We start from the raw sequence: 21,742 nt of genomic DNA, 5'->3' as shown, positions 1-21,742 counted from the left end.
TGAACACCTTTATTGTATCGCGTTCGGAGTTTTTTTGGTATAACCTTCGACGCGCACCCGCATAGCGGGTGGTTTTTTTGTCTCGCACCTAACGGAGCGAGACGGACTAATAGTCACATAATAAAAAAAGTTGGAGCTCAGTACTCCAACTTTTTCTATTAAAATGTTTGGCGTTTTGCTTTACGCTCTGCACGACCGCGAGCACGATTTTCAGCACGCTTGGTTTTGCGGCGTTTTTCATCAACCGCCCATTGAATTTTCTTCTTATAACCTGGTTTGACTTTTTTCTTTTTCTTTTTAACCAAACCAATCATTTCGATATCAAGTTTATCTTGTTTTTTCTCACGGTTGGCACGACGATCACGGTCATAAGTATCTTGAAATTCCCCGTCTTTGACCATCTTAGGAGTAAACTTGATTCCCAATTTCTCCAACTCACGGATATCCGAGTCATCACTTGGCTGGTAAAGGGTAATAGCTGTACCTGGTAGGCCATTGCGTCCAGTACGACCAACACGGTGAACAAAGAAGGACAAATCTTGCGGAATGGCATCATTGATGACATGGCTGACACCTTCAATGTCAATTCCACGCGCTGCCAAATCTGTTGCGACAATATACTCAAAATCCAGATTTTTCACCTGGTTCATGATACGTTTGCGCTCACGAGGGGCAATATCCCCATGGATTTTTGCCACCTTCAAGCCTTGAGCAGTCAGATATGAATGCAATTCATCAGCACGCGTTTTAGTGTTAACAAAAATCATTGCCAAATACGGTTGCATCAACTGAGTCAACTGGTAAATTTGAGCATTCTTATCTCGGCCCTTGGTCGAAATCAACCAATTATCAATGGTATCAGAAATGACCGTTTTGGTCTTGATTTTCTCCATAACAGGATTTGATAAGTATTTTTTCAAGAATGGTTGCAGTTTTTGTGGAATAGTCGCTGAGAAGACCATGAATTGCAGATCTTTTGGAAGGCTTCCAGCAATCTTATCAACAGTTTCCAAGAATCCCATATCCAAGGTCATATCTGCCTCATCAACCACAAATGTCTTGGCTTTATGAATAGCTAAATCACCAGATTTAACCAAGTCATAGATGCGGCCTGGTGTTCCAATAACAATATGAGGCTGATTGCTTGCCAATTTCTCAATCTGGCGAGCCTTATCCGTACCACCCACATAATTAACCACACGAACTTCGACATCTGAGTGAGTAGCAATCTGACGGGCTGCTTGGTAAATTTGAGTAGCTAATTCACGGCTCGGTGCAGTAATGACTGCTTGTACACTGTCGCTAGCCTCATCTAATTGCTGGAAAATCGGTAATAGAAAAGTGTGAGTCTTACCTGAACCTGTTTTTGATTCTCCAACCAAATCTCGGCCTGCTAAGACAATGGGAATCAACTTATCTTGAACCTCTGTAGGAGCTTTAAATTTCAACTCCTCCAAGGCTTCTCTAATATAGTTTTTAAATTGAAATTTCGTAAATGACATAATATCCTCGATTCTATCTATCTTATCAATTATACCATATTTTATTTCATTTCAGTAGTCTCACTTATAGAGCTTACTTGCAGTAGCTTTTCTAGTCAGAAAAAGGCTGGAATTGAGAATCCCAACCTCTTTTCAATTATTATTTCCAGTTTAAAATAGCATTCAAGCCATAGTGGTCACTGACCTGTGGACTCTTATTACCATCAAATACGACATGTAAATTTTCTACCTCTAACTCCTTGGTAGTAAAAACATAGTCGATTCGAAGGGGTTCTGTGTTCCCCTTCCAGCCATCAATTTCTGGTGGAACAGTATAGCTACCACTTTTCTCTTGAGCAACTTCAAATGCGTCTTGTAAGCCTAATGGACTAGCTAAAATAGCTTGGTAACCTTCCTGTCCAGCCGGATTGTTGAAATCTCCAGCTAGCAAAAGCGGCTTGTTCAATTCTTTCAAGACAGCCTCAAATCGTGTCCATTCTTCTTGGAAACCTTTATCCCACCAAGAAAGGTGGACACTTGCAACTGCAAGCTCCTTACCATCAACTACAGTTTCAGCCAAGGCAACACGACGAGTATGATAGTCTGTTGGATCATCCACATCTGAAACTAAAATTTCTCTGGCTTCAATAGGTGTTTTAGACAAGATAGCCACACCTTCGTGGTAGCGATCATAACCGATATGGTTATAGGCCCAAGTCCAGTAGTAATTTTTCCCTTGCTCAGACAACTTTTCAACCAAAAGTTTAACATAGTGATCTTGGTGAATAGGCTCAGCTGCTGGCAAAGCTTGATAAAGGTCATTAACCTCCACCTCTGGCGAAGTGATCTCCTGATTGATTTCTTGGAAACAAATCAAATCATAGTCCTTTTCAAGAATATCCTCAAGCAAAATCTGGAATTTTTCCTCTGCTTCTTTCTCCATCCAACTGTGAGTATTGAGTGTTAAAAATTTCATTCTTTTCTCCCAAAATAAGAGGTTGGAATACAGCTTCCAACCTCAAGTATATTACAATTCTACTTTAGCAACTGCTGTTTTAGCTGCAAGAGAACCTGTTTTTTCTAATTTAACTGATTTAATTGCATCACCATTTGTGAAGACAACTACTGTTGAAGTTTCACGTCCTGCTGCACGGATAGCATCCAAGTCAGCTGTAACAAGGAGATCACCTGCTGCAACTTTTTGTCCTTCAGCAACATGAACTGTAAATGGTTTACCTTCAAGACTTACTGTGTCCAAACCAATGTGAACCAATACTTCAAGACCTGGTTCAGTCACAAGACCAAGAGCATGTTTTGTTGGGAAGATGCTTGATACAGTACCTGAAACTGGAGATACAATGTTTCCATTTGCAGGTTCAACAGCAAATCCGTCACCCATCATTTTTTGAGCAAATACTGGATCTTTTACTTGTTCCAAAGCAACAACTTGACCATCAGCTACTGAGTATACTTCCTCAGTAAGACCTTTATAGTGAACTGTGTTTTGTTGTGCTTCTGTCATTTGACTTGGAAGAGTTTCAGGAATAACTTCACCTGAATCAAGGATATCTTGGATATCAGATTTCAATACGTCTGCTTTTGGACCGTAGATAGCTTGAACTCCTTGTCCTTTCATGACAAGACCCATAGCTCCTTCTGCTTTCCATTGTTCTGCATCACCGACTTTGTCAGCGTCTTTTACAGTTACACGAAGACGAGTCATACATGCGTCTACATCAACGATGTTTGCACGTCCACCAAGAAGGTTGATAATGTTTACAGCTTGAGAACCAGCTGCAACTTTCACTTCGCTGCTAGCTTCTTCTGAACCTTCAGCAGTTTCGTAGTTTCCGTTACGTCCTGGAGTTGCGTAGTTGAATTTTTGAATCATGAAGTTTGCGATAAAGTACATGATTACAGCAAAGAGAACAGTTACCCAAATGAAGTTAATGATATCCATACCGATACCAGCACTGATTGCAATAGGTGTACGAGTCAAGAACTCGATTGAACCGAATGAGTGCATACGTAGGTTTACGACGTCAGCCATAGCAAAGGCAGCACCTTGAACAAGTGAGTAAACAAGATACATAGGTGTTGCTACAAACATGAACATGTATTCGATTGGTTCAGTAACCCCTGTCAAGAATGTTGCAAGAGCTGTCGCAATCATCATACCTTTGTATTTGTGTTTCTTATCAGCATCAACATTACGGTAGATAGCTACAATCACACCCATCAAGATACCGAATGAACCGATCATTTGTCCAACTTTGAAACGAGCTGGGTGAACAGTATCTAACAATTGTTGGTAATGACTTGCATCTGTACCTTTAAGGTTAACAAGGTCTGTTACCCATGCAAGCCATAGTGGGTCTTGACCAAATACTTGAGTACCTTTAGCTGCACCTGTCAAAATCTCATAAGTACCACCAAGAGCTGTATAGTTCATTGGGATTGTCAACATGTGGTGAAGACCAAATGGCAAGAGCAAACGTTCCAAAGTACCATACAAGAATGGTGCAAGGATTGGAGCAGTTTCTTGTGAGTTAGCAATCCAGATACCAAAGCTATTGATACCTGTTTGAACTACTGGCCAGAATGCAGCAAGTAGAATTGCAGCGATTGCTGAACGAAGAATAACTACAAATGGTACGAAACGTTTCCCGTTGAAGAATGAAAGTGCATCAGGAAGTTTACGGAAATTGTAGTATTTGTTGTAAGCAGTTGCCCCTACAAAACCTGAGATAATCCCTACGAATACACCCATGTTCAAGGCTGGAGCTTCAAGAACACTGATAAAGTAATCAGCAACTTTGATTGAACCACCGAATAGAGTAGTTACCATAGCATCTGGATTTTTCAACATATCACCTGATACACCAAAGATTGTACCAGTAATACGGTTAATCAAGATGAAGGCAAGACCAGCGGCGAAAGCACCACCAGCACGTTCTTTAGCCCAGCTACCTCCAATGGCTAGGGCAAACAAAATGTGAAGGTTACCGATAACCCCCCAACCGATTTGCTCAAGAATTCCACCTGTGATTACAAGTGGTGCAAAGGTTGGGTTAATCATCACGATAGACTTACCGATTGAAATCATCAAACCAGCAGCCGGCATAACGGCGATAACCACCATCAAAGCCTTACCGAATTTTTGCCAAAATTCGAAAGACAAGACATTTTTGAATGTATCTTTCATCATTCAAATCTCCTTTATTTTTATTTAGGCAAACGTTTTACGAAAACGTTTGCACTTTCTATAATTCAATTATACCACTTTAATTTTTTTTGTAAAGGCTTTTATAAAAAAAAGTAGACTTTTTTCTAAAATTTTTGTAGTAAAAAAGGAGATATCAAAATCTCCTCAAATATACTTCTATTTTAGATTTTCAGGAATCGGCGCATAGAAATTCCTGATCCGATTGAACCGATAAAAATTCCAATCACAAATAATAAGGCAATCATCAATGGACTGAATACCTCTGGTGATATCATTGAAAGGTTCTGGCCAACCAATGACTTATTAACCGATTGGTAAACCATTTTATAGACAATAAATACCAGAACTGACGGAAGAGTTGCTCCAAGCAAACCAATGAAGGCACCTTCAAGCAAGAAAGGTCCACGGATATAGCCGTTCTTAGCACCTACTAAACGCATGATTTGAATTTCACGGCTTCGTGAAATAATGGTGATACGAATCGTATTAGAAATCAAGAACACCGCAATGAAAATCAATAATCCAGCGATAACTAGTCCCCAGACACGAATAAATGAAGCTAACTTAAACAAGCGTTCTGTATTAGCACCACCATCTTGAACTTCTGATACACCTTCGATTTTCTTAGCCTCTTCTGCTACCGTCTTTACATCACTTGGTGTATTTGTATCAACGATATATGCATCATAGAGTGGATTGGCATCGCCCTCAAAGATTTTCCAGTTGTCCCCCATTGTTTCTGTCAACTTTTCATATTGTTCTTCTTTACTTGAAAACGTAACACTTTTAACGGTTGACATACCTTTCAAAGCATCATATACCTTATGGTAGTCGTTATTTGTAACAGTTTGACCTTCTTTTTCAATGGTCTCACTATTATCAGCTACGTCCTTACGAATGTATACCATTACTCGAACATTATTTTCAATATCTGTAGCTAGTTTAGCCGTATTAAAGATAACAGATGCAAATATTGCAACCAAGGTCAAAGTAATCATAACTGAACTAACAGCAGCTACTGTCATCCAGCCATTTCGTTTCAAACTTTTTAACGATTCAAATAAATGACGAAAAAATCTACTAATCATCGTATCCATATTCTCCTTTAGCTTCGTCACGAACGACACGGCCATTTTCAATGGCAATGACACGGTGGCGCAAGGTATTTACAATCTGACTGTTGTGGGTAGCCATCAAGACAGTTGTACCTTGGAGATTGATGCGTTCCAGCAAGTTCATAATTTCCCATGAATTATCTGGGTCCAAGTTTCCTGTTGGTTCGTCCGCAATCAATACTTTTGGATTGTTTACAATGGCACGTGCAATTGCAATCCGTTGCTGTTCTCCCCCTGAAAGTTCATTTGGGAAAGAACGAACCTTATGCTTCAATCCAACCAAGTCTAAGACTTCCATAACACGTTTTTTGATATTACGGCGACTTTCTCCAATTACCTCCATTGCATAAGCAATATTTTCATAAACGGTTTTCTTTGGTAACAGTTTATAATCTTGGAAGACAACCCCAACACTACGACGTAGGAGAGGAACATCTTTCTTTTTAATTTTAACCAGATTAAAACCAGCAACAGATAAGCTTCCTTTTTCGATTTTTACTTCTCGGTACAAAGAACGAATAAAGGTTGATTTCCCAGCTCCTGACGGACCTACGATATAGGCAAATTCCCCGGGTTCAACAGTGACTGAGACACCTCGCAAAGCTGTCGTTCCGTTATCATACTTTTTGACAACATCTCTCATTTCAATGATTGACATATGAGCTCCTTTCTATCTTAGCTGATTCTCCACTTGAGATAGGCATCAATAAAACCATCTAGGTCTCCATCCATAACCTTATCTACTTGTGCAACTTCAAAGCTAGTTCGGTGATCTTTTACCATAGTATATGGCGTAAAAACATATGAACGGATTTGGCTTCCCCATGTGATTTCCTTTTTCTCACCCTTGAGGGAATCAACTTCCGCTGCTTTCTTTTCTTGCTCCATTTGATAGAGCTTAGCCTGCAACATCTTCATGGCACGATCTCTATTTCCATACTGGGTACGATCGACCGTTGACTGGACAACAGTCCCAGTTGGAATGTGTGTTAAACGTACACCTGTTGAAACCTTATTGACGTTTTGTCCACCAGCACCACCTGAACGGAAGGTGTCCATCTTGATATCATCTTCACGGATTTCCACTTCAATGGTATCATCCAACTCTGGCATCACTTCTACAGATGTGAAAGAGGTATGGCGACGTTTAGCAGAGTCAAATGGTGAAATTCGCACCAAACGGTGTACCCCCATTTCTGACTTGAGAAGACCATAGGCATTAGGTCCTTCAAATGATAAGGTTACTGACTTGATACCAGCTTCATCTCCTGCTTGGTAATCCAATACTTCCACTTTAAAGCCTTTAGCATTTCCATAGCGAGTGTACATACGAAGCAACATATCACCCCAGTCCTGAGCCTCAGTACCACCGGATCCTGGATGGATTTCCAAGATGGCATTATTATGGTCATAAGGTTCTGACAAGAGCAAGGTCATCTCGTAACTGGTCATCATCTTATCAAGTTCTGACAACTGTTCAACCAATTCTTCATGTACCGACTCATCTTCAGCTAAAAAGTCTAATAAAATTTCAACTTCATCCTGCAACTCTTCCATCTTATGGAAAGTATTGTAAGTGTTTTTTAATTCATTTAATTCTTGCGACGTTTTTTGGGCCGCGATATTATCGTTCCAAAAATCAGGTTCTGTCATCTTGTTTTCCAAGATAGCAATCTCTTCCTCTAAACCTTCGAGGTCAAAGAGACCCCCTGAAAGAAGCTAATTTTTCACGATTTGCGTCAATTTTCTGACGAATTTCTGAAATGTCCATAAATACTCCTTTTTTGTATCATTTTATTATACCATAATCTATCATTTCTTTCCATCTTTTGCTCTAATCCCTTATTGCACGTAAAAAGAAGCCTTTCGGCTTCCCTTCTTACAAGACTTTTGCTGAAGTACGAGTGATTTCTTCTACTTGAATATTCTCTGATTCAAATTTTTCTTTCAAGGCTGGTAAATCAATTGATCCATCGATTTGAACTTCTATAATCACCTTACCATCCTTACGCGGAATATTGACTGTATGCGAGATATTCAAATTTTCTTCTACAATCAAAGAAACAATTTTTCCAAGAACACCAACTTCATTTTCCGTAACAAAGCGTACGCGAATCCCTTCTTCGCCATAACCTGCAATTTCAAGAAAGGCTTGGAAAACGTCACGGTCCGTAATAACTCCGTATACTTGATGATTATCTACGACAGGAAGAATACCAATCTTGTTTTTCAACATCAAATAAGTTGCATCTTCTAGACTAGCATATCCTGAAACAGTGACAACATCACGAATCATAGCATCTTTTACTTTTGTCTTATTCAGAAGATAGTTCATCTCATAGATAGAAAGACTTGTTGCTTTGGATGGACTAGCTTGCGCAATGGTTCCTTCAGTTACCAAACCAACTAATTGATCATTTTCGATAACAGGCAAGCGGTGCAACCCTTGCTCTCTCATCAAATCTGCTGCATGAGATACTGTTGTATCCGGACTAATATAAACTACCTTGCGGGTCATAAAATCTTTAACTGCCATGAGACTTCTCCTTTTCTATTCTTATCCCTATTATACAATCTTTTTGTAAATCTATCAAACGCTTACATTTCTTTTTCAAAATTCAGAAAAGTATGAATAAGCTAGCAAAAAGAGCTCTGAAATAGAGCTCTCTGAATGAAGGTAAGATACATTTCATTCGATTTTTTCAATTATTAGAAATTAACCTTTTAATGTAGATAAAGATTGCTTTACAATCTATATCTGTCAACTAAAAAGGTCCCCTGGACTATAATGATGATTACTTCGTAATCCTCATCCACCGACTAAAACAATCCAGTGGATTTGATAATTGCTTCGCAATCTTCATCCGCCGACTAAAAAGGTCCCCCGGACCTTTTTAGCCACCTAGATATGCTTTTCTGACTTCTTCTGATGAAGCGAGTTCTTTTCCTGTTCCTGATAGAACGATTTTCCCTGTTTCCAATACATAGCCTCGGTCAGAGATTGCGAGTGCTTTATTGGCATTTTGTTCAATCAAGAGGACGGTTGTTCCTTGTTTCTGGATGTCTTGAATGATATCAAAAATCTCTTGGATAAAGATTGGGGCAAGTCCCATTGATGGTTCATCTAAAAGAAGAAGTTTTGGTGTTGACATGAGGGCGCGTCCCATGGCAAGCATTTGCTGTTCTCCCCCTGAAAGAGTAGCTGCATCTTGGTTCTTCCGTTCTTCAAGACGAGGAAAGCGTGAGAAAACTTTCTTCAAGTTGGCTTGATTTTCTTCACGGTTTTTCTTTAAGAAAGCTCCCATTTCAAGATTTTCCATAACAGTCAAGCCAGGAAAGACGTGGCGTCCTTCTGGAACTTGTGAAAGACCACCTGCCACGATTTTTTGAGCTGGCATTTTTTGGATTTCTTGACCTAAAAATTCAATCTTTCCTGAACTCGGTCTAACCAAACCAGACAAGGTACGGAGAATGGTTGTCTTACCTGCACCATTGGCACCGATAAGGGAAACAACCTCTCCTTCATTTACTTCAAAGCTTACATCACGGACTGCTTGGATCATACCGTAATGCACAGAAAGATTATCAACTTTTAACATAGACATTAGGCTTCACCTCCTAGATAAGCTTCGATAACGCGTTTATTGGTCTTAATTTCGTCTGGAGTTCCCTGAGCAATCAAACGACCATATTCAAGTACGTAGATACGTTCTGTCACTTCCATGACCAGATTCATATCGTGTTCAATCAGCATGATCGTAATCTTAAATTCATCTTTGATACGACGAATTAACTCAGTCAATTCGGCTGTTTCCTGTGGGTTCATACCTGCTGCTGGTTCATCTAAAAAGAGAATTTTAGGTTCCGTAGCGAGAGCACGAACAATTTCCAAACGACGTTGTTGTCCGTAGGCAAGATTTTTAGCAAGAGTTTCTGCATCACCATCTAAATCAAAGATTTTCAACAATTCCAAAGCCTTAGCCTTTAATTCTTTTTCACTCTTATAAAAAGCTGGTAAGCGTAAGAAACTAGCAAAAACATGTTGTTTGTGATGGTTGCCAAAAGCAATCAAAACATTATCCAAAACTGTTAAATCTTTAAAGAGACGGATATTTTGGAATGTACGTCCAAGTCCCAAAGAAGCAATCTTATAAGGTGACTTTCCATTCAAAAGGTGACCATCTAGGGTTACTGTTCCCTCACTTGGTTCATAAACACCCGTCAAGAGGTTGAAAAGGGTGGTTTTCCCAGCTCCGTTTGGACCGATTAGTCCAACCAATTCCCCTTCGTTCAATTCAAGAGTCACATCTCCAACAGCTGTTAGACCGCCAAAATGTTTGGTTAACTGTTTTACTTCAAGTAATGCCATTAGTTTTGTTCCTCCTTCTTAGATTTTTTAAAGAAACGTGATAGGCTCAATTCCCATGTTCCAAGAAGTCCGCCTGGTCTGAAAATCATTACCAATACCAAAGCCAAAGCGTAGATAATCATACGCACGCTAGCAACATCTTGGAGAAGCATATTCAAAATTCCCAGAACAATAGCTGAAACGATTGCACCTGTAATGGAACCAAGTCCACCAAATACAACAATAATCAAAACATTGATTGAGTTGATGAAAGTGTAATCTTTCGGTACAACTGAACCGATAAATCCTGCCTGAAGTGACCCTGCAATACTTGCAGTAATGGCACCAAAGACAAAGGCGATGATTTTAATTTTAGTCGTATTAACCCCAACTGACTCAGCAGCGATTTCATCCTCACGAACAGAAAGGGTTGAACGACCAATTGGACTACGCAAGAAGTTCAAGGTTGCAATGGTTGTAATCACGACAAAGAAGTATACCATTTGCCAAGTTGTAAAGTTTGGAATCCCCAAGATACCTGCCGCACCGTTTGTAAGGCTTCCACCATTGATGATAAAGATACGGATAATTTCAGAAACACCTAGTGTAGCAACAGCTAAGTAGTCACCCTTCAAGCGCAGGGTTGGAATTCCGACAAGCAAGGCAACTGCTCCTGAAAGCAAAGCACCTAAAATCATAGCTCCAAAGAAGGCACCGTAGGTTGGTGATTTAGATCCAATAATAGCAGCGGCATAAGCACCAATCGCCATGAAACCAGCATGCCCAAGTGAAAATTGTCCTGAAAAACCAACGATTAGGTTAAGACCCACAGCTAGAATAATATTAATTCCAATTTGTTGTAAAATCTGTACATAGAATAGATTGAGTACTCCGACTGAAACCAATACACTAATCAAGCCATAGCCAGCTAACAAAAGGAGTAACCATAGAATATTAACTTTTAAATTTTCCTTCATCGTTTACACCTTCTCTTTCACATTTTTACCAAGGATACCAGCTGGGCGGACAATCAAGATCAACAACAAGATTCCATAAACAATGGCATCACGGAAGTCTGACATCCCAAAGGCTGTCGCAAAGGTTTCCAATAGACCAATCACAAAACCACCAAGAGCCGCACCAGGAATAATTCCAATACCACCAAGTACTGCGGCAACGAAAGACTTAAGACCTGGAGTAACCCCCATCAAAGGCTCAAGAGAGTTATAATAGAGGGCAATCAGAACACCAGCCGCACCCGCAAGAGCAGAACCCAAAGCGAAGGTAAAGCTGATAGTACGGTTTACATTGATCCCCATCAATTGCGCCGCATCGCTATCTACTGATACTGCACGCATGGCTTTCCCCATCTTCGTTTTTTGGACAATGACTTGTAACAAAATCATCAAAATCAAGGAAATGGCCAAGATCATTAACTGCACGTTTGTTAGGCTAACTGGTCCCAAATCATAGCGAACTGTTTGAATCGCTTGAGGGAAGGCACGGGTATTAGCACCAACCAGATAGACCATCCCATATTCCAATAGGAAAGAAACCCCAATAGCTGTAATCAAAACAGCAATACGAGTAGAGTGACGCAAAGGTCGGTAAGCAAGGAACTCAATCACGACACCAAGAATGGCTGTCGCTAACATAGCTACAATAAGAGCTACAAAGAAATTCATTTGGAAAGAATTAATCAAGAAATAACCGATAAAGGCTCCCATCATATAAATATCACCGTGGGCGAAGTTGATGAGCTTGATAATTCCGTAAACCATGGTATATCCTAGGGCTAACAGCGCATAAACACTACCTAGAATCAAACCATTTACTAGTTGTTGGAGCATAAGATTCACTCTTTCTATTTATAATTTCGAGGGTTTTCCCTCACTTTTTATAAGTTCTTATACTCAATAAAAATCAAAGAGCAAACTAGGAAACTAGCCACAGGCTGTACTTGAGTACGGCAAGGCGACGTTGACGCAGTTTGAATTTGATTTTTGAAGAGTATTAAACATCGAAACAGGGAGTGAGTCAAAGGCTCATTCCCTATTTCAACATTTTCTATTATGGTTTTACAACTTCTGCTGCTTCAACCTTACCATTGTTCATGGTCATCATGTAAGCAGTTTTGACTGTGTTGTGGTCTGCATCGAAGCTTGTTTGACCAGTTACACCTTCAAAATCTTTTGTTTTAGCAAGGTTATCCTTGATTTCACCTGAGTTTTTAGCACCTTTTGCTGCGTTTGCTACAAGGTGAACTGAGTCATAAGCCAAGGCTGCAAATGTTGAAGGCTCTTCGTTGTACTTAGCACGGTAAGCATCAAGGAAAGCTTTTGCTTTAGCTGAAACTTCTACAGTAGTTGAGAAGCCTGAGATAAAGTAGATGTTTGATGCTTTTTCAGCAGTTGCTTGTTGTACAAACTCTTCACCGTTGAATCCATCACCACCAACGATTGGTTTATCAATTCCCATACCACGCGCTTGGTTTACAATTTTACCAGCTTCAGTGTAGTAACCAGGGACGATGATAGCATCAAAGTCTTTCCCTTTCATTTTTGTAAGGGCTGCTTGAAAGTCTGTGTCACCTGCTACGAAAGTTTCATCTGCAACGATTTCACCTTTGTAAGCTTCACGGAAGGCTTTAGCAATACCTTTAGCATAGTCGCTGGCATTGTCAGTGTAAAGAACAACTTTCTTAGCGTTTAATTTTTCAGTAACATAGTTTGAGATAATTTTTCCTTGGAAGCTATCTTGGAATGTTCCGATAAAGAGGTAATCTTGACCTTTAGTCAATCCATCTTGAGTCGCACTTGGCGAAATCAATGGAACACCTGCTTTTGTAGCGTTAGCTACAGCAGCTGCAGTTGCACCAGATGTCGCAGGTCCTACGATTGCTGATACCTTAGATTGGGTTACTAGGTTAGTTGTTACTGAAGCCGCCTCAGCAGTTTCAGATTTATTATCTTTATCAACTACTTCGATTTGTTTTCCGTCGATACCACCTGCTGCATTGATTTCATCAACGGCAAGTTGGGCACCTTTTTGTTCAGATGTTCCGTAGGCAGCTACGGCACCAGTTTCTTCGAAGTTAAATCCAATTTTGATTGTCTTTTCCTCTACTGAGTTACCAGCAGCGTTTGACGCTCCAGACTTCACTTCTCCACAGGCTGCAAGAAGTGCTACACTTGCAAGCGCCACAAACGATAGGGCAAATTTTTTCTTCATCTTTTTTTGTCTCCTTATTTCTTAAATAAATAGCATGTTAAGAATATACCGAATTATCAGAAAATTGTCAACACTTTTCTTGAACTTTTTCGATGATAACGTTTTCCTCTCGATGAAGATTGCCCACAAAGGGTGTTTCCAGCTCTTGGATATGACAAACCCTGACTTTTTTTATAAACTTTTCCTTGCCCAAGCGCCCGACCAATTGCTCCATTTCTTGAGTTGGAACATAGAGTTGTAAGTAACGATGTTTCTTGGAATGATAGGTAATATCTCCATAATCCTGCAATTTTTTGGCATCACGATTATAGTAAAGATAGATAATCAAGCCAGATCGATTGACTTTTTCAAACATGATAAATCCTCTTTCTAAGAAATCTCTCCCTATTATACCAAAAAAAGCAAACCCAGTCGAGTTTGCCTTCTTTGATCATTAATTCAATGAATTGTTGGCCATGATTTCATCAATAAAGCCATATTCAAGTGTTTCTTGGGCACTCATCCAGTTATCGCGTTCTGCATCTGCGTGAACTTTTTCGATTGACTGACCTGAATTTTCAGCCAAGATTTTTTCCAAGGTATTACGAGTTTTAAGCAAGTGTTCTGCAGCGATCGCCATATCGGTTTGCTGAGTACCTCCACCTGTACCACCCATTGGTTGGTGGATCATATACTCTGCATTTGGAAGCATGAAACGTTTGCCTTTTGCTCCACTTGATGCAATGACCGTCCCCATAGATGCTGCCATTCCCATAACAATGGTTTGGACATCTGCCTTGATAAAGTTCATGGTATCAACGATTGCCAAACCAGCTGAAACGGAACCACCAGGTGTATTGACATAAAGGTAAATATCCTTTGTACTATCTTGGGCATCCAAGAAAAGCAACTGGGCAATAACAGAGTTGGCCATATTGTCTTCAACTGGGCCTGTCAGCATAATGATGCGGTCTTTGAGAAGACGTGAGTAAATATCGTAAGAACGTTCTCCACGGCTTGTTTGTTCAATAACTACAGGAATCATTTATTTCTCCTTTTGAGTTTTAATTTTGTTGGTCAAATGACTGAAGATAAGACTATTATAATATCTTGGTCAAAAAAGGTCAAATTTTTGCTCTGTTTTCATCAGACAGAAACAAAAATTCAACCTCCTTTCGTGACTGGAGCTTCTTTTCCAATTCATTCTTCTTTTCGATTTTATTTCGTACCGAACAAGCGGTCCCCAGCATCCCCAAGACCTGGAACGATATAACCGTGTTCGTTCAAGCGTTCATCCAAGGCTGCTGTAAAGATTTCTACATCTGGATGAGCTTCTTGAAGGGCTTTTACACCTTCTGGAGCAGATACAAGGCAGACAAATTTGATATTTGACGCGCCACGTTTTTTAAGAGAATCAACAGCTAAGATTGCTGAGCCACCTGTTGCCAACATTGGGTCTACGACAAAAATTTGACGTTGGTCAATATCTTCAGGCAATTTCACCAAGTACTCAACTGGTTGAAGCGTTTCTTCATCACGGTACATACCGATGTGGCCAACTTTAGCAGCTGGAACCAAGCTCAAAAGTCCATCCACCATCCCGATACCTGCACGCAAGATTGGAACGATAGCCAATTTCTTACCTGCCAATTGTTTTTGAACTGTTTTTGTGATTGGTGTTTCGATTTCTACATCTTCTAGTGGAAGATCACGAAGTACTTCATACCCCATCAACATTGCAATCTCATCTACTAGCTCACGAAAAGCTTTTGTAGAAGTATCTGTACGACGCAAGATTGACAATTTGTGTTGAATCAGTGGATGATTAATAACTTCAATTTTTCCCATTTTTGGAATTCCTTCTTTCAATTTATTCTTCTTATTATACCAAAAAACGGTTTAAAAATCTTTCTAAACCATTTATTTTTGATAATTTTTCACATTAAATCAGCCTCTTTAAGAGCTGTCTGTACTGTCTCAAGTGGTAAATGGGTCAATTCTGTTCCTTTTTCTTGATAGAGGTATTGGGCGTAGTCGTCCATTCGGTACTGGTTGATATAAACCACGCGCTTGCAGCCGACCTGCAGCAATTGTTTTGTACAGTTGAGACAAGGAAAATGGGTCACATAGGCTGTAAAGCCTTTAGGAACACCACGTTCTGCACCTTGAAGGATAGCATTAACCTCAGCGTGAAGGGTGCGAACACAGTGGCCTTCGATGACCAGACATTCGTGATCAATACAATGCTCGGTTCCTGACACCGAACCATTGTAACCAGTGGAAATAACCTTATTATCTTTTACCAGAATCGCGCCCACTTTGGCACGTTTACAAGTGGAACGATTGGCAATTAGTAGAGCTTGGGCTGCAAAATACTCATCCCAGGCCAGTCTTTTTTCAGTCATATCTCTTCTCCTTTTTCTCTATTTTTTAAAAAATGGTAACCGTAAATCCGCAATCTTTTCAGCAGGTACCTTCATGCCATCCTTGATCCATTTTAGGAGGACAGAGACGATGGCCGAGCTCCAAAAGGAATGAAGATAAGAGCTGACACCTTTTGATTTCCCATGGTATTTTTCTAGAAATTCCTGCATGGCTTGGACAAAGATTTTTTCCAGATGGTAATCCAAGGCCAGTTGAATCACTCTGGCTTCCTTTCTTGCCTCTCGGAAAAGGTGAACCCAGACCAGATAAAGGTCTGTCTTTAAATCATAATGATGCAACTGTTCCATAATATTGTGGACAGTTCGTTTAAATACGCTTTCTAAAATCTCCTCTTTGGAATCATAATTGCGATAAAAGGCCGCACGAGAAACGCCTGCACGTTTGACCAATTCAGAAATACTAATCTTGGTCAGGTCCTTTTTTTCCAAGAGTTGCAAGAGGGCTGTTTCGATGGCTTCTCTAGTTAATAAATTGGATTCTTGGTTTGATTTTCTGAGATTTTCAAGAGACTTTTCAGAGATTCTACGTTCAGACATAACATTTTCTTTCTACTTGTCACAACAGACGGATGAGGCTTTTGTTTCAAGGGCTTTCATGATATAATTGTAAAAAAAGACAGAACCTTTGTCAATGTATAACTGACAAAGATGGAGAATTTCTATGACTTGGAAGATTATTGCTGACTCTGGTTGTGATTATCGTCAGCTGGCAAGACCAGCTATTGACACGACCTTTGTAAGTGTGCCCTTAACCATTCAAGTAGCTGATCAGGTCTTTGTTGATGATGCCAGTCTTGACATTGACCAAATGATGGAAACCATGTATGCAACTGCAGAAGCTTCAAAATCAGCTTGTCCAAGCCCAGATGATTATTTGCGAGCATTTGAAGGAGCCAAAAACATTTTCCTAGTAACCATAACTGGTACTCTTTCTGGCAGTCACAATAGTGCTCAACTAGCTAAGAATATTTATCTGGAAGATCATCCTGACACTAAAATTCATGTAATTGATAGTTTGTCTGCTGGCGGTGAAGTTGACTTGCTCGTAGAAAAATTGAATGACTTGATTGACCAGGGCTTATCTTTTGAAGAAGTGGTTGAAGCTATCACCGCCTATCAAGAAAAAACCAAGTTGCTCTTTGTCCTAGCCAAAGTCGATAACTTGGTGAAGAACGGCCGTTTGAGCAAACTTATCGGTACAGTCGTTGGCCTTCTCAATATCCGTATGGTCGGAGAAGCTAGTGAAACAGGAACCCTTGAATTGCTACAAAAAGCACGAGGTCCAAAGAAATCAGTTCAAGCTGCCTATGATGAAATCATTAAAGCTGGATATGCTGGTGGCCGTATTGTCATGGCCCAACGCAATAACGAAAAATGTTGTCAACAGCTCTCAGAGCGAATCCGTGAAACCTTCCCACATGCGAATATCAAAATTCTCCCAACCTCTGGCCTCTGCAGTTTCTATGCAGAAGAGGGTGGTTTGCTGATGGGGTATGAAATTGATTAATTGCATTCTTGACAAGAGGTGACCATCATCTCTTGTTTTTTTGTGGTACAATAGAGCTATGAAACATTTTGATACTATCGTCATCGGTGGAGGACCTGCTGGAATGATGGCTACTATTTCCAGTAGCTTTTATGGACAGAAAACCCTTCTCATCGAAAAAAATCGGAAACTTGGAAAAAAATTAGCTGGGACTGGTGGGGGACGTTGCAATGTAACCAACAACGGAACTCTAGATGACCTACTAGCTGGAATCCCTGGAAATGGGCGCTTTCTTTACAGTGTCTTCTCCCAATTTGATAACCATGATATCATTAACTTTTTTACGGAAAATGGTGTTAAACTCAAGGTCGAAGACCACGGGCGCGTCTTTCCGGCTAGTGATAAGTCTCGGACAATTATCGAAGCCTTAGAAAAGAAAATCACTGAGCTAGGTGGTCAAGTTGCTACTCAAACCGAGATTGTTTCGGTTAAAAAGATAGACGACCAGTTTATCCTTAAATCAGCTGACCAAAGCTTCACTTGTGATAAACTCATTGTCACAACTGGTGGGAAATCCTATCCTTCTACTGGCTCGACTGGTTTTGGTCACGAGATTGCTCGTCATTTCAAACATACCATTACCGAACTTGAAGCCGCTGAAAGTCCTTTGTTAACAGATTTTCCACATAAGGCGCTTCAAGGAATTTCTCTGGACGATGTGACCCTAAGTTATGGCAAGCATGTCATCACTCATGATCTGCTCTTTACCCACTTTGGTTTGTCTGGCCCTGCTGCCCTGCGTATGTCTAGTTTTGTCAAGGGTGGGGAGCTTCTCTCACTGGATGTTTTGCCTCAACTTTCTGAGAAGGACTTGGCTACATTTCTAGAAGAAAATCGGGAAAAATCCTTGAAAAATGCTTTAAAATCTTTATTACCTGAGCGCTTGGCAGAATTTTTTGTGCAAGGCTATCCTGAAAAAGTCAAACAACTGACTGAAAAGGAACGTGAACAACTTCTCCAGTCCATCAAAGGACTTAAAATTCCTGTCACTGGTAAAATGTCCCTCGCCAAGTCATTTGTTACCAGGGGTGGCGTCAGTCTCAAGGAAATCAATCCTAAAACTCTAGAAAGTAAGCTGGTCCCTGGCCTCCACTTTGCTGGCGAGGTCATGGATATCAATGCCCACACAGGTGGCTTTAACATCACTTCTGCCCTTTGTACCGGCTGGGTGGCGGGATCAAACCCAATCTAAATCTGAATTATTTAATGGCTAAATCAGCCCCAAAAGAAAGGAAGTCCTTTGGAACATATTATCTTGTTAAGGGGTGTTACTCCTAATGGAAAAAATGCTATCCCGAAAATGTCTTATTTGGTAGATATTTTAACAGAAGCTGGTTTTCAACACGTTCGAACCTATATTCAAAGTGGGAATATCATTCTTGAAAGTGATTTAGATTTAGAAGAAATACGAGAATGTGTTCATACTCTGATAAAGGAAAAAATTGGGGCCGACTTAAAAATGGTTATCAAGAACAAAAGTGATTTTAAAAAAATTGTCCAAGAAAACCCGTTTGGAGAACACTATCTTTATGACCGTATACATGTGATTTTTTATCAAGAATCTATTCAAAGTCTCCCTTTAGAAAAATTGAAAATTGATTACGGTGAAGAAGAAATTTGTATCGGTAACCATTGTCTTTACCTCTATCTCCCTAGAACTGCTAAACAAAAGAAACTCCATACCAACTATCTTGAAAAGCTTTTTAATGTAGATTTGACCATGCGAAAACTAAATGTGGTAGAAAAATTATTAAGCAAATAGTGCTTGAATTTAGTAAAAATCGGAAGAATACTCCTCCGATTTTATTTTGTCTGAGTTTGGACATAATGAGCAATCACATCTGATGTGTACTGGGCTGTTCCATGTCCAAATTTGTCAATGTTTTCCTTAAACTCTGGGTTATAAACGTAGCCTTTACCGATATAACCGAATACTTCAATAGTACAATCAAATCCATAAGTACGGATGGCTTGCAAGAGCTTGGCTGCTTGCTCTTGGTTTTCAGTTGCTGTTGCAGGCAAACCAGCTTGAAGATTTTGTGCCAAGGCTCGAAAGACTTGATTGAAGGCAGCCGTAGCTTCGTCTTCGTGACCTTTTTGGCGCTCGAGCGCTTGGTCCATCACATCTTGTCCATACTTCTCTACCGCCTCTTGGTGGTATTTTTGATGGTCTTGATAGTTAAATCCTGCGAATTTCTCTTGAATGCTCATTTCTCTTTCTCCTTTTTGTTCTTGAATGGTTTTTTGCAAGGTGGAAATCAAGGTATCCAGATGTTGCCTTTCTCGAGTCAAATAGTCCAACTGTCTAGTCAAGTGAGGCAATAAATCTGATTTATCTTCCTTTAATAGCTCTGCTATTTTTTCCAAAGAAAAACCTAGGTATTTGTAATAAAGAATAACCTGAAGGCGTTCCAAATCCTCCTGACTGTAGGTTCGATAGCCGTTTTCCGACTTTAAAGGAACCAAGAGCCCTATCTTGTCGTAGTGATGCAGGGTCTTGACAGAGACACCCGAAAGCTGGGCAGCTTCTTTTATATGGTACATGATTTCCTCCTTATACTCAATGAAAATCAAAGAGCAAACTAGGAAGCTAGCCGCAGGCTGTACTTGAGTACGGTAAGGCGACGCTGACGTGGTTTGAATTTGATTTTCGAAGAGTATTACATTGATAGTATAACCCCTCCCCCTAGGTCAGAGTCAAGCGTTTTTGCGAAATTTTTTACTTTATCATAACATGAAAATGGTTTTCTTGACAGACCTTAGAAAACATGATAGGATAGTCAAGTCTATCAATCAAAAGAAAGGCTCATTTTGAGTACTGATGAGGCTATTTGCCAAGGGCAGTAGCTTTTTCTTTTGTAATACTAATTTTAGGAGTTTAACTATGTCTGAAAAATCGCAATGGGGTTCTAAACTGGGCTTTATCCTAGCATCTGCTGGTTCAGCCATCGGACTTGGTGCCGTTTGGAAATTCCCCTACATGACTGCTGCTAATGGTGGAGGAGGCTTTTTACTTGTCTTTCTCATTTCCACTATTTTAATTGGTTTCCCCCTTTTGCTGGCTGAATTTGCTCTCGGCCGAAGTGCTGGTGTCTCAGCAATCAAAACCTTTGGAAAACTCGGCAAGAATAGCAAGTACAACTTTATCGGTTGGATTGGTGCCTTCGCCCTCTTTATCCTCTTATCTTTCTACAGTGTTATTGGAGGATGGATTTTAGTCTATCTAGGCATTGAGTTTGGAAAATTGTTCCAACTTAGCGGAACGGGGGATTATGCTCAGTTATTTACTTCAATCATTTCAAATCCAGCCATTGCCCTAGGAGCTCAAGCAGCCTTTATCCTATTGAATATCTTCATTGTATCACGTGGGGTTCAAAAAGGGATTGAAAGAGCTTCGAAAGTCATGATGCCCCTGCTCTTTATCATCTTTGTCGTCATCATCGGTCGTTCTCTCAGTTTGCCAAATGCCATGGAAGGGGTTCTTTACTTCCTAAAACCAGACTTCTCTAAGCTGACCAGTGCTGGTCTCCTATATGCTCTGGGACAATCTTTCTTTGCCCTCTCACTAGGGGTTACAGCCATGCTGACCTATGCTTCTTACTTGGATAAGAAAACCAATCTGGTTCAGTCAGGGATTTCCATCGTAGCCATGAATATCTCGGTATCCATCATGGCAGGTCTAGCCATTTTCCCAGCCATGTCAGCCTTCAATATCCAGTCTGAAGGGGGACCAAGCTTGCTATTTATCGTCTTGCCTCAGCTCTTTGACAAGATGCCTTTTGGAACCATTTTCTACATCCTCTTCCTCCTGCTCTTCCTCTTTGCGACGGTCACTTCTTCCGTTGTTATGCTGGAAATCAATGTGGGTAATATCACCAATCAGGACAACAGTAAGCGTGCTAAATGGAGTGCTATTTTAGGAATCTTGACCTTTGTCTTTGGAATTCCTTCAGCCCTATCTTACGGTGTTATGGCGGATGTTCATATCTTTGGGAAGACCTTCTTTGATGCTATGGACTTCTTGGTTTCTAATCTCCTCATGCCATTTGGTGCTCTCTGCCTTTCACTCTTTACAGGCTATATTTTTAAGAAGGCTCTTGCCATGGAGGAACTACACCTTGATGAACGAGCATGTAAACAGGGACTTTTCCAGGTCTGGCTCTTCCTTCTTCGTTTTATCATTCCTATCATCATCATCGTGGTCTTTATCGCCCAATTTATGTAATCAAAAAGGACTTGAGTAATGATGTACTGACCCCAAAAAGTTAGACAATTAATTTAAGCAAAGGATTTAGTTCTGTATTGTACAGGGCTAAGTCCTTTTAGTTTTACCTTAATTCGTTTATTGTTGTAGTAATCAATATAGTCTACA

The 21,742-nt window shown here is 40.2% G+C and carries 23 protein-coding genes; 4 read left to right on the top strand and 19 right to left on the bottom strand.

The annotated features are described in order from the left end of the window. Positions 1 to 158: 158 nt before the first annotated feature. The 17 genes from QM818_RS08015 to QM818_RS07935 form a co-directional block, all read right to left on the bottom strand. A complete protein-coding gene (locus tag QM818_RS08015; RefSeq protein WP_261080829.1) occupies positions 159 to 1,502 on the bottom strand; it encodes a DEAD/DEAH box helicase in 1,344 nt (447 codons plus the stop codon). A gap of 139 nt (positions 1,503 to 1,641) precedes the next feature. Then, positions 1,642 to 2,457 (bottom strand): endonuclease/exonuclease/phosphatase family protein, encoded by an 816-nt coding sequence (locus tag QM818_RS08010; protein WP_261080830.1) that lies wholly within the window; start codon positions 2,455 to 2,457, stop codon positions 1,642 to 1,644. A gap of 51 nt (positions 2,458 to 2,508) precedes the next feature. After that, complete coding sequence (locus tag QM818_RS08005; RefSeq protein WP_000974069.1) at positions 2,509 to 4,689, bottom strand: PTS transporter subunit IIBC; 2,181 nt, start codon at positions 4,687 to 4,689, stop codon at positions 2,509 to 2,511. A gap of 179 nt (positions 4,690 to 4,868) precedes the next feature. Then, entirely contained in the window at positions 4,869 to 5,795 is a 927-nt protein-coding gene (ftsX, locus tag QM818_RS08000; protein WP_000625545.1) for a permease-like cell division protein FtsX, read from the bottom strand. Continuing rightward, positions 5,788 to 6,480, bottom strand: coding sequence for a cell division ATP-binding protein FtsE (gene ftsE / locus QM818_RS07995; RefSeq protein ID WP_033685219.1), 693 nt, complete (start codon positions 6,478 to 6,480; stop codon positions 5,788 to 5,790). The genes ftsX and ftsE overlap by 8 nt, the downstream gene beginning before the upstream one ends. Positions 6,481 to 6,497: 17 nt before the next feature. Next, positions 6,498 to 7,593, bottom strand: a protein-coding gene (prfB, locus tag QM818_RS07990; protein ID WP_100198837.1) for a peptide chain release factor 2 whose coding sequence is annotated in 2 segments (ribosomal slippage) — positions 6,498 to 7,520 and positions 7,522 to 7,593 — 1,095 coding nt in all. Because the reading frame shifts where the segments join, the coding sequence is not laid out codon by codon here. A gap of 108 nt (positions 7,594 to 7,701) precedes the next feature. Then, on the bottom strand, positions 7,702 to 8,358 hold the full coding sequence (locus tag QM818_RS07985) for a CBS domain-containing protein (RefSeq protein WP_261080831.1): 657 nt from the start codon (positions 8,356 to 8,358) through the stop codon (positions 7,702 to 7,704). A 358-nt stretch (positions 8,359 to 8,716) separates the two neighbouring features. Continuing rightward, positions 8,717 to 9,427: an ABC transporter ATP-binding protein gene (locus tag QM818_RS07980; protein ID WP_000062200.1), complete on the bottom strand. Its 711-nt coding sequence runs from the start codon at positions 9,425 to 9,427 to the stop codon at positions 8,717 to 8,719. After that, positions 9,427 to 10,191: an ABC transporter ATP-binding protein gene (locus tag QM818_RS07975; RefSeq protein WP_001185997.1), complete on the bottom strand. Its 765-nt coding sequence runs from the start codon at positions 10,189 to 10,191 to the stop codon at positions 9,427 to 9,429. The genes QM818_RS07980 and QM818_RS07975 overlap by 1 nt, the downstream gene beginning before the upstream one ends. Beyond that, entirely contained in the window at positions 10,191 to 11,147 is a 957-nt protein-coding gene (locus QM818_RS07970; RefSeq protein WP_314433705.1) for a branched-chain amino acid ABC transporter permease, read from the bottom strand. Before QM818_RS07970 ends, QM818_RS07975 begins: the two co-directional genes overlap by 1 nt. A 3-nt stretch (positions 11,148 to 11,150) precedes the next feature. Next, positions 11,151 to 12,020, bottom strand: coding sequence for a branched-chain amino acid ABC transporter permease (locus QM818_RS07965; RefSeq protein WP_000941427.1), 870 nt, complete (start codon positions 12,018 to 12,020; stop codon positions 11,151 to 11,153). Positions 12,021 to 12,240: 220 nt separating this feature from the next. Continuing rightward, positions 12,241 to 13,401, bottom strand: coding sequence for an ABC transporter substrate-binding protein (locus QM818_RS07960; protein ID WP_000726121.1), 1,161 nt, complete (start codon positions 13,399 to 13,401; stop codon positions 12,241 to 12,243). A gap of 67 nt (positions 13,402 to 13,468) precedes the next feature. Next, a complete protein-coding gene (locus tag QM818_RS07955) occupies positions 13,469 to 13,756 on the bottom strand; it encodes a YlbG family protein (RefSeq protein WP_000462118.1) in 288 nt (95 codons plus the stop codon). Positions 13,757 to 13,834: 78 nt separating this feature from the next. Then, positions 13,835 to 14,425 (bottom strand): ATP-dependent Clp protease proteolytic subunit ClpP, encoded by a 591-nt coding sequence (clpP, locus tag QM818_RS07950; RefSeq protein ID WP_000613475.1) that lies wholly within the window; start codon positions 14,423 to 14,425, stop codon positions 13,835 to 13,837. A 173-nt stretch (positions 14,426 to 14,598) separates the two neighbouring features. Continuing rightward, positions 14,599 to 15,228, bottom strand: a complete 630-nt coding sequence (gene upp / locus QM818_RS07945; protein WP_000515974.1) for a uracil phosphoribosyltransferase — start codon at positions 15,226 to 15,228, stop codon at positions 14,599 to 14,601. 89 nt (positions 15,229 to 15,317) lie between these two features. Then, positions 15,318 to 15,785, bottom strand: coding sequence for a deoxycytidylate deaminase (locus QM818_RS07940; protein ID WP_000136976.1), 468 nt, complete (start codon positions 15,783 to 15,785; stop codon positions 15,318 to 15,320). An 18-nt stretch (positions 15,786 to 15,803) separates the two neighbouring features. After that, the gene (locus tag QM818_RS07935) at positions 15,804 to 16,361 is read right to left on the bottom strand and encodes a TetR/AcrR family transcriptional regulator (protein ID WP_000004136.1); all 558 of its coding nucleotides are present in this window, start codon (positions 16,359 to 16,361) and stop codon (positions 15,804 to 15,806) included. A gap of 124 nt (positions 16,362 to 16,485) precedes the next feature. Between QM818_RS07935 and QM818_RS07930 the strand changes: the two genes are divergently transcribed. Genes QM818_RS07930 through QM818_RS07920 form a run of 3 tightly spaced genes read left to right on the top strand, consistent with a single transcriptional unit; the run spans position 16,486 to position 19,132 of the window. Continuing rightward, positions 16,486 to 17,331, top strand: coding sequence for a DegV family protein (locus QM818_RS07930; protein ID WP_414300137.1), 846 nt, complete (start codon positions 16,486 to 16,488; stop codon positions 17,329 to 17,331). Positions 17,332 to 17,389: 58 nt separating this feature from the next. Then, a complete protein-coding gene (gene aao / locus QM818_RS07925; protein WP_414300136.1) occupies positions 17,390 to 18,562 on the top strand; it encodes an aminoacetone oxidase in 1,173 nt (390 codons plus the stop codon). Between the two features lie 48 nt (positions 18,563 to 18,610). Next, the gene (locus QM818_RS07920; protein WP_000400044.1) at positions 18,611 to 19,132 is read left to right on the top strand and encodes a DUF1697 domain-containing protein; all 522 of its coding nucleotides are present in this window, start codon (positions 18,611 to 18,613) and stop codon (positions 19,130 to 19,132) included. Between the two features lie 41 nt (positions 19,133 to 19,173). On the opposite strand, the gene QM818_RS07915 is transcribed toward QM818_RS07920, so the two are convergent. Then, complete coding sequence (locus tag QM818_RS07915; RefSeq protein ID WP_414300135.1) at positions 19,174 to 19,914, bottom strand: MerR family transcriptional regulator; 741 nt, start codon at positions 19,912 to 19,914, stop codon at positions 19,174 to 19,176. Positions 19,915 to 20,254: 340 nt separating this feature from the next. Here QM818_RS07915 and QM818_RS07910 point away from each other — a divergent pair, with 340 nt between their 5' ends. Continuing rightward, positions 20,255 to 21,595, top strand: a complete 1,341-nt coding sequence (locus tag QM818_RS07910; RefSeq protein WP_084926913.1) for a sodium-dependent transporter — start codon at positions 20,255 to 20,257, stop codon at positions 21,593 to 21,595. A 53-nt stretch (positions 21,596 to 21,648) separates the two neighbouring features. Here QM818_RS07910 and QM818_RS07905 read toward each other — a convergent pair. Continuing rightward, positions 21,649 to 21,742 (bottom strand): IS3 family transposase (locus QM818_RS07905; RefSeq protein WP_414261305.1); only part of this gene is annotated, 94 nt, incomplete at its 5' end.

The sequence above is a fragment of the Streptococcus mitis genome, from assembly GCF_047464035.1.
Taxonomy (GTDB): Bacteria; Bacillota; Bacilli; order Lactobacillales; family Streptococcaceae; genus Streptococcus; species Streptococcus mitis_DX.
This window is presented reverse-complemented; position numbering and strand designations above follow the sequence as displayed.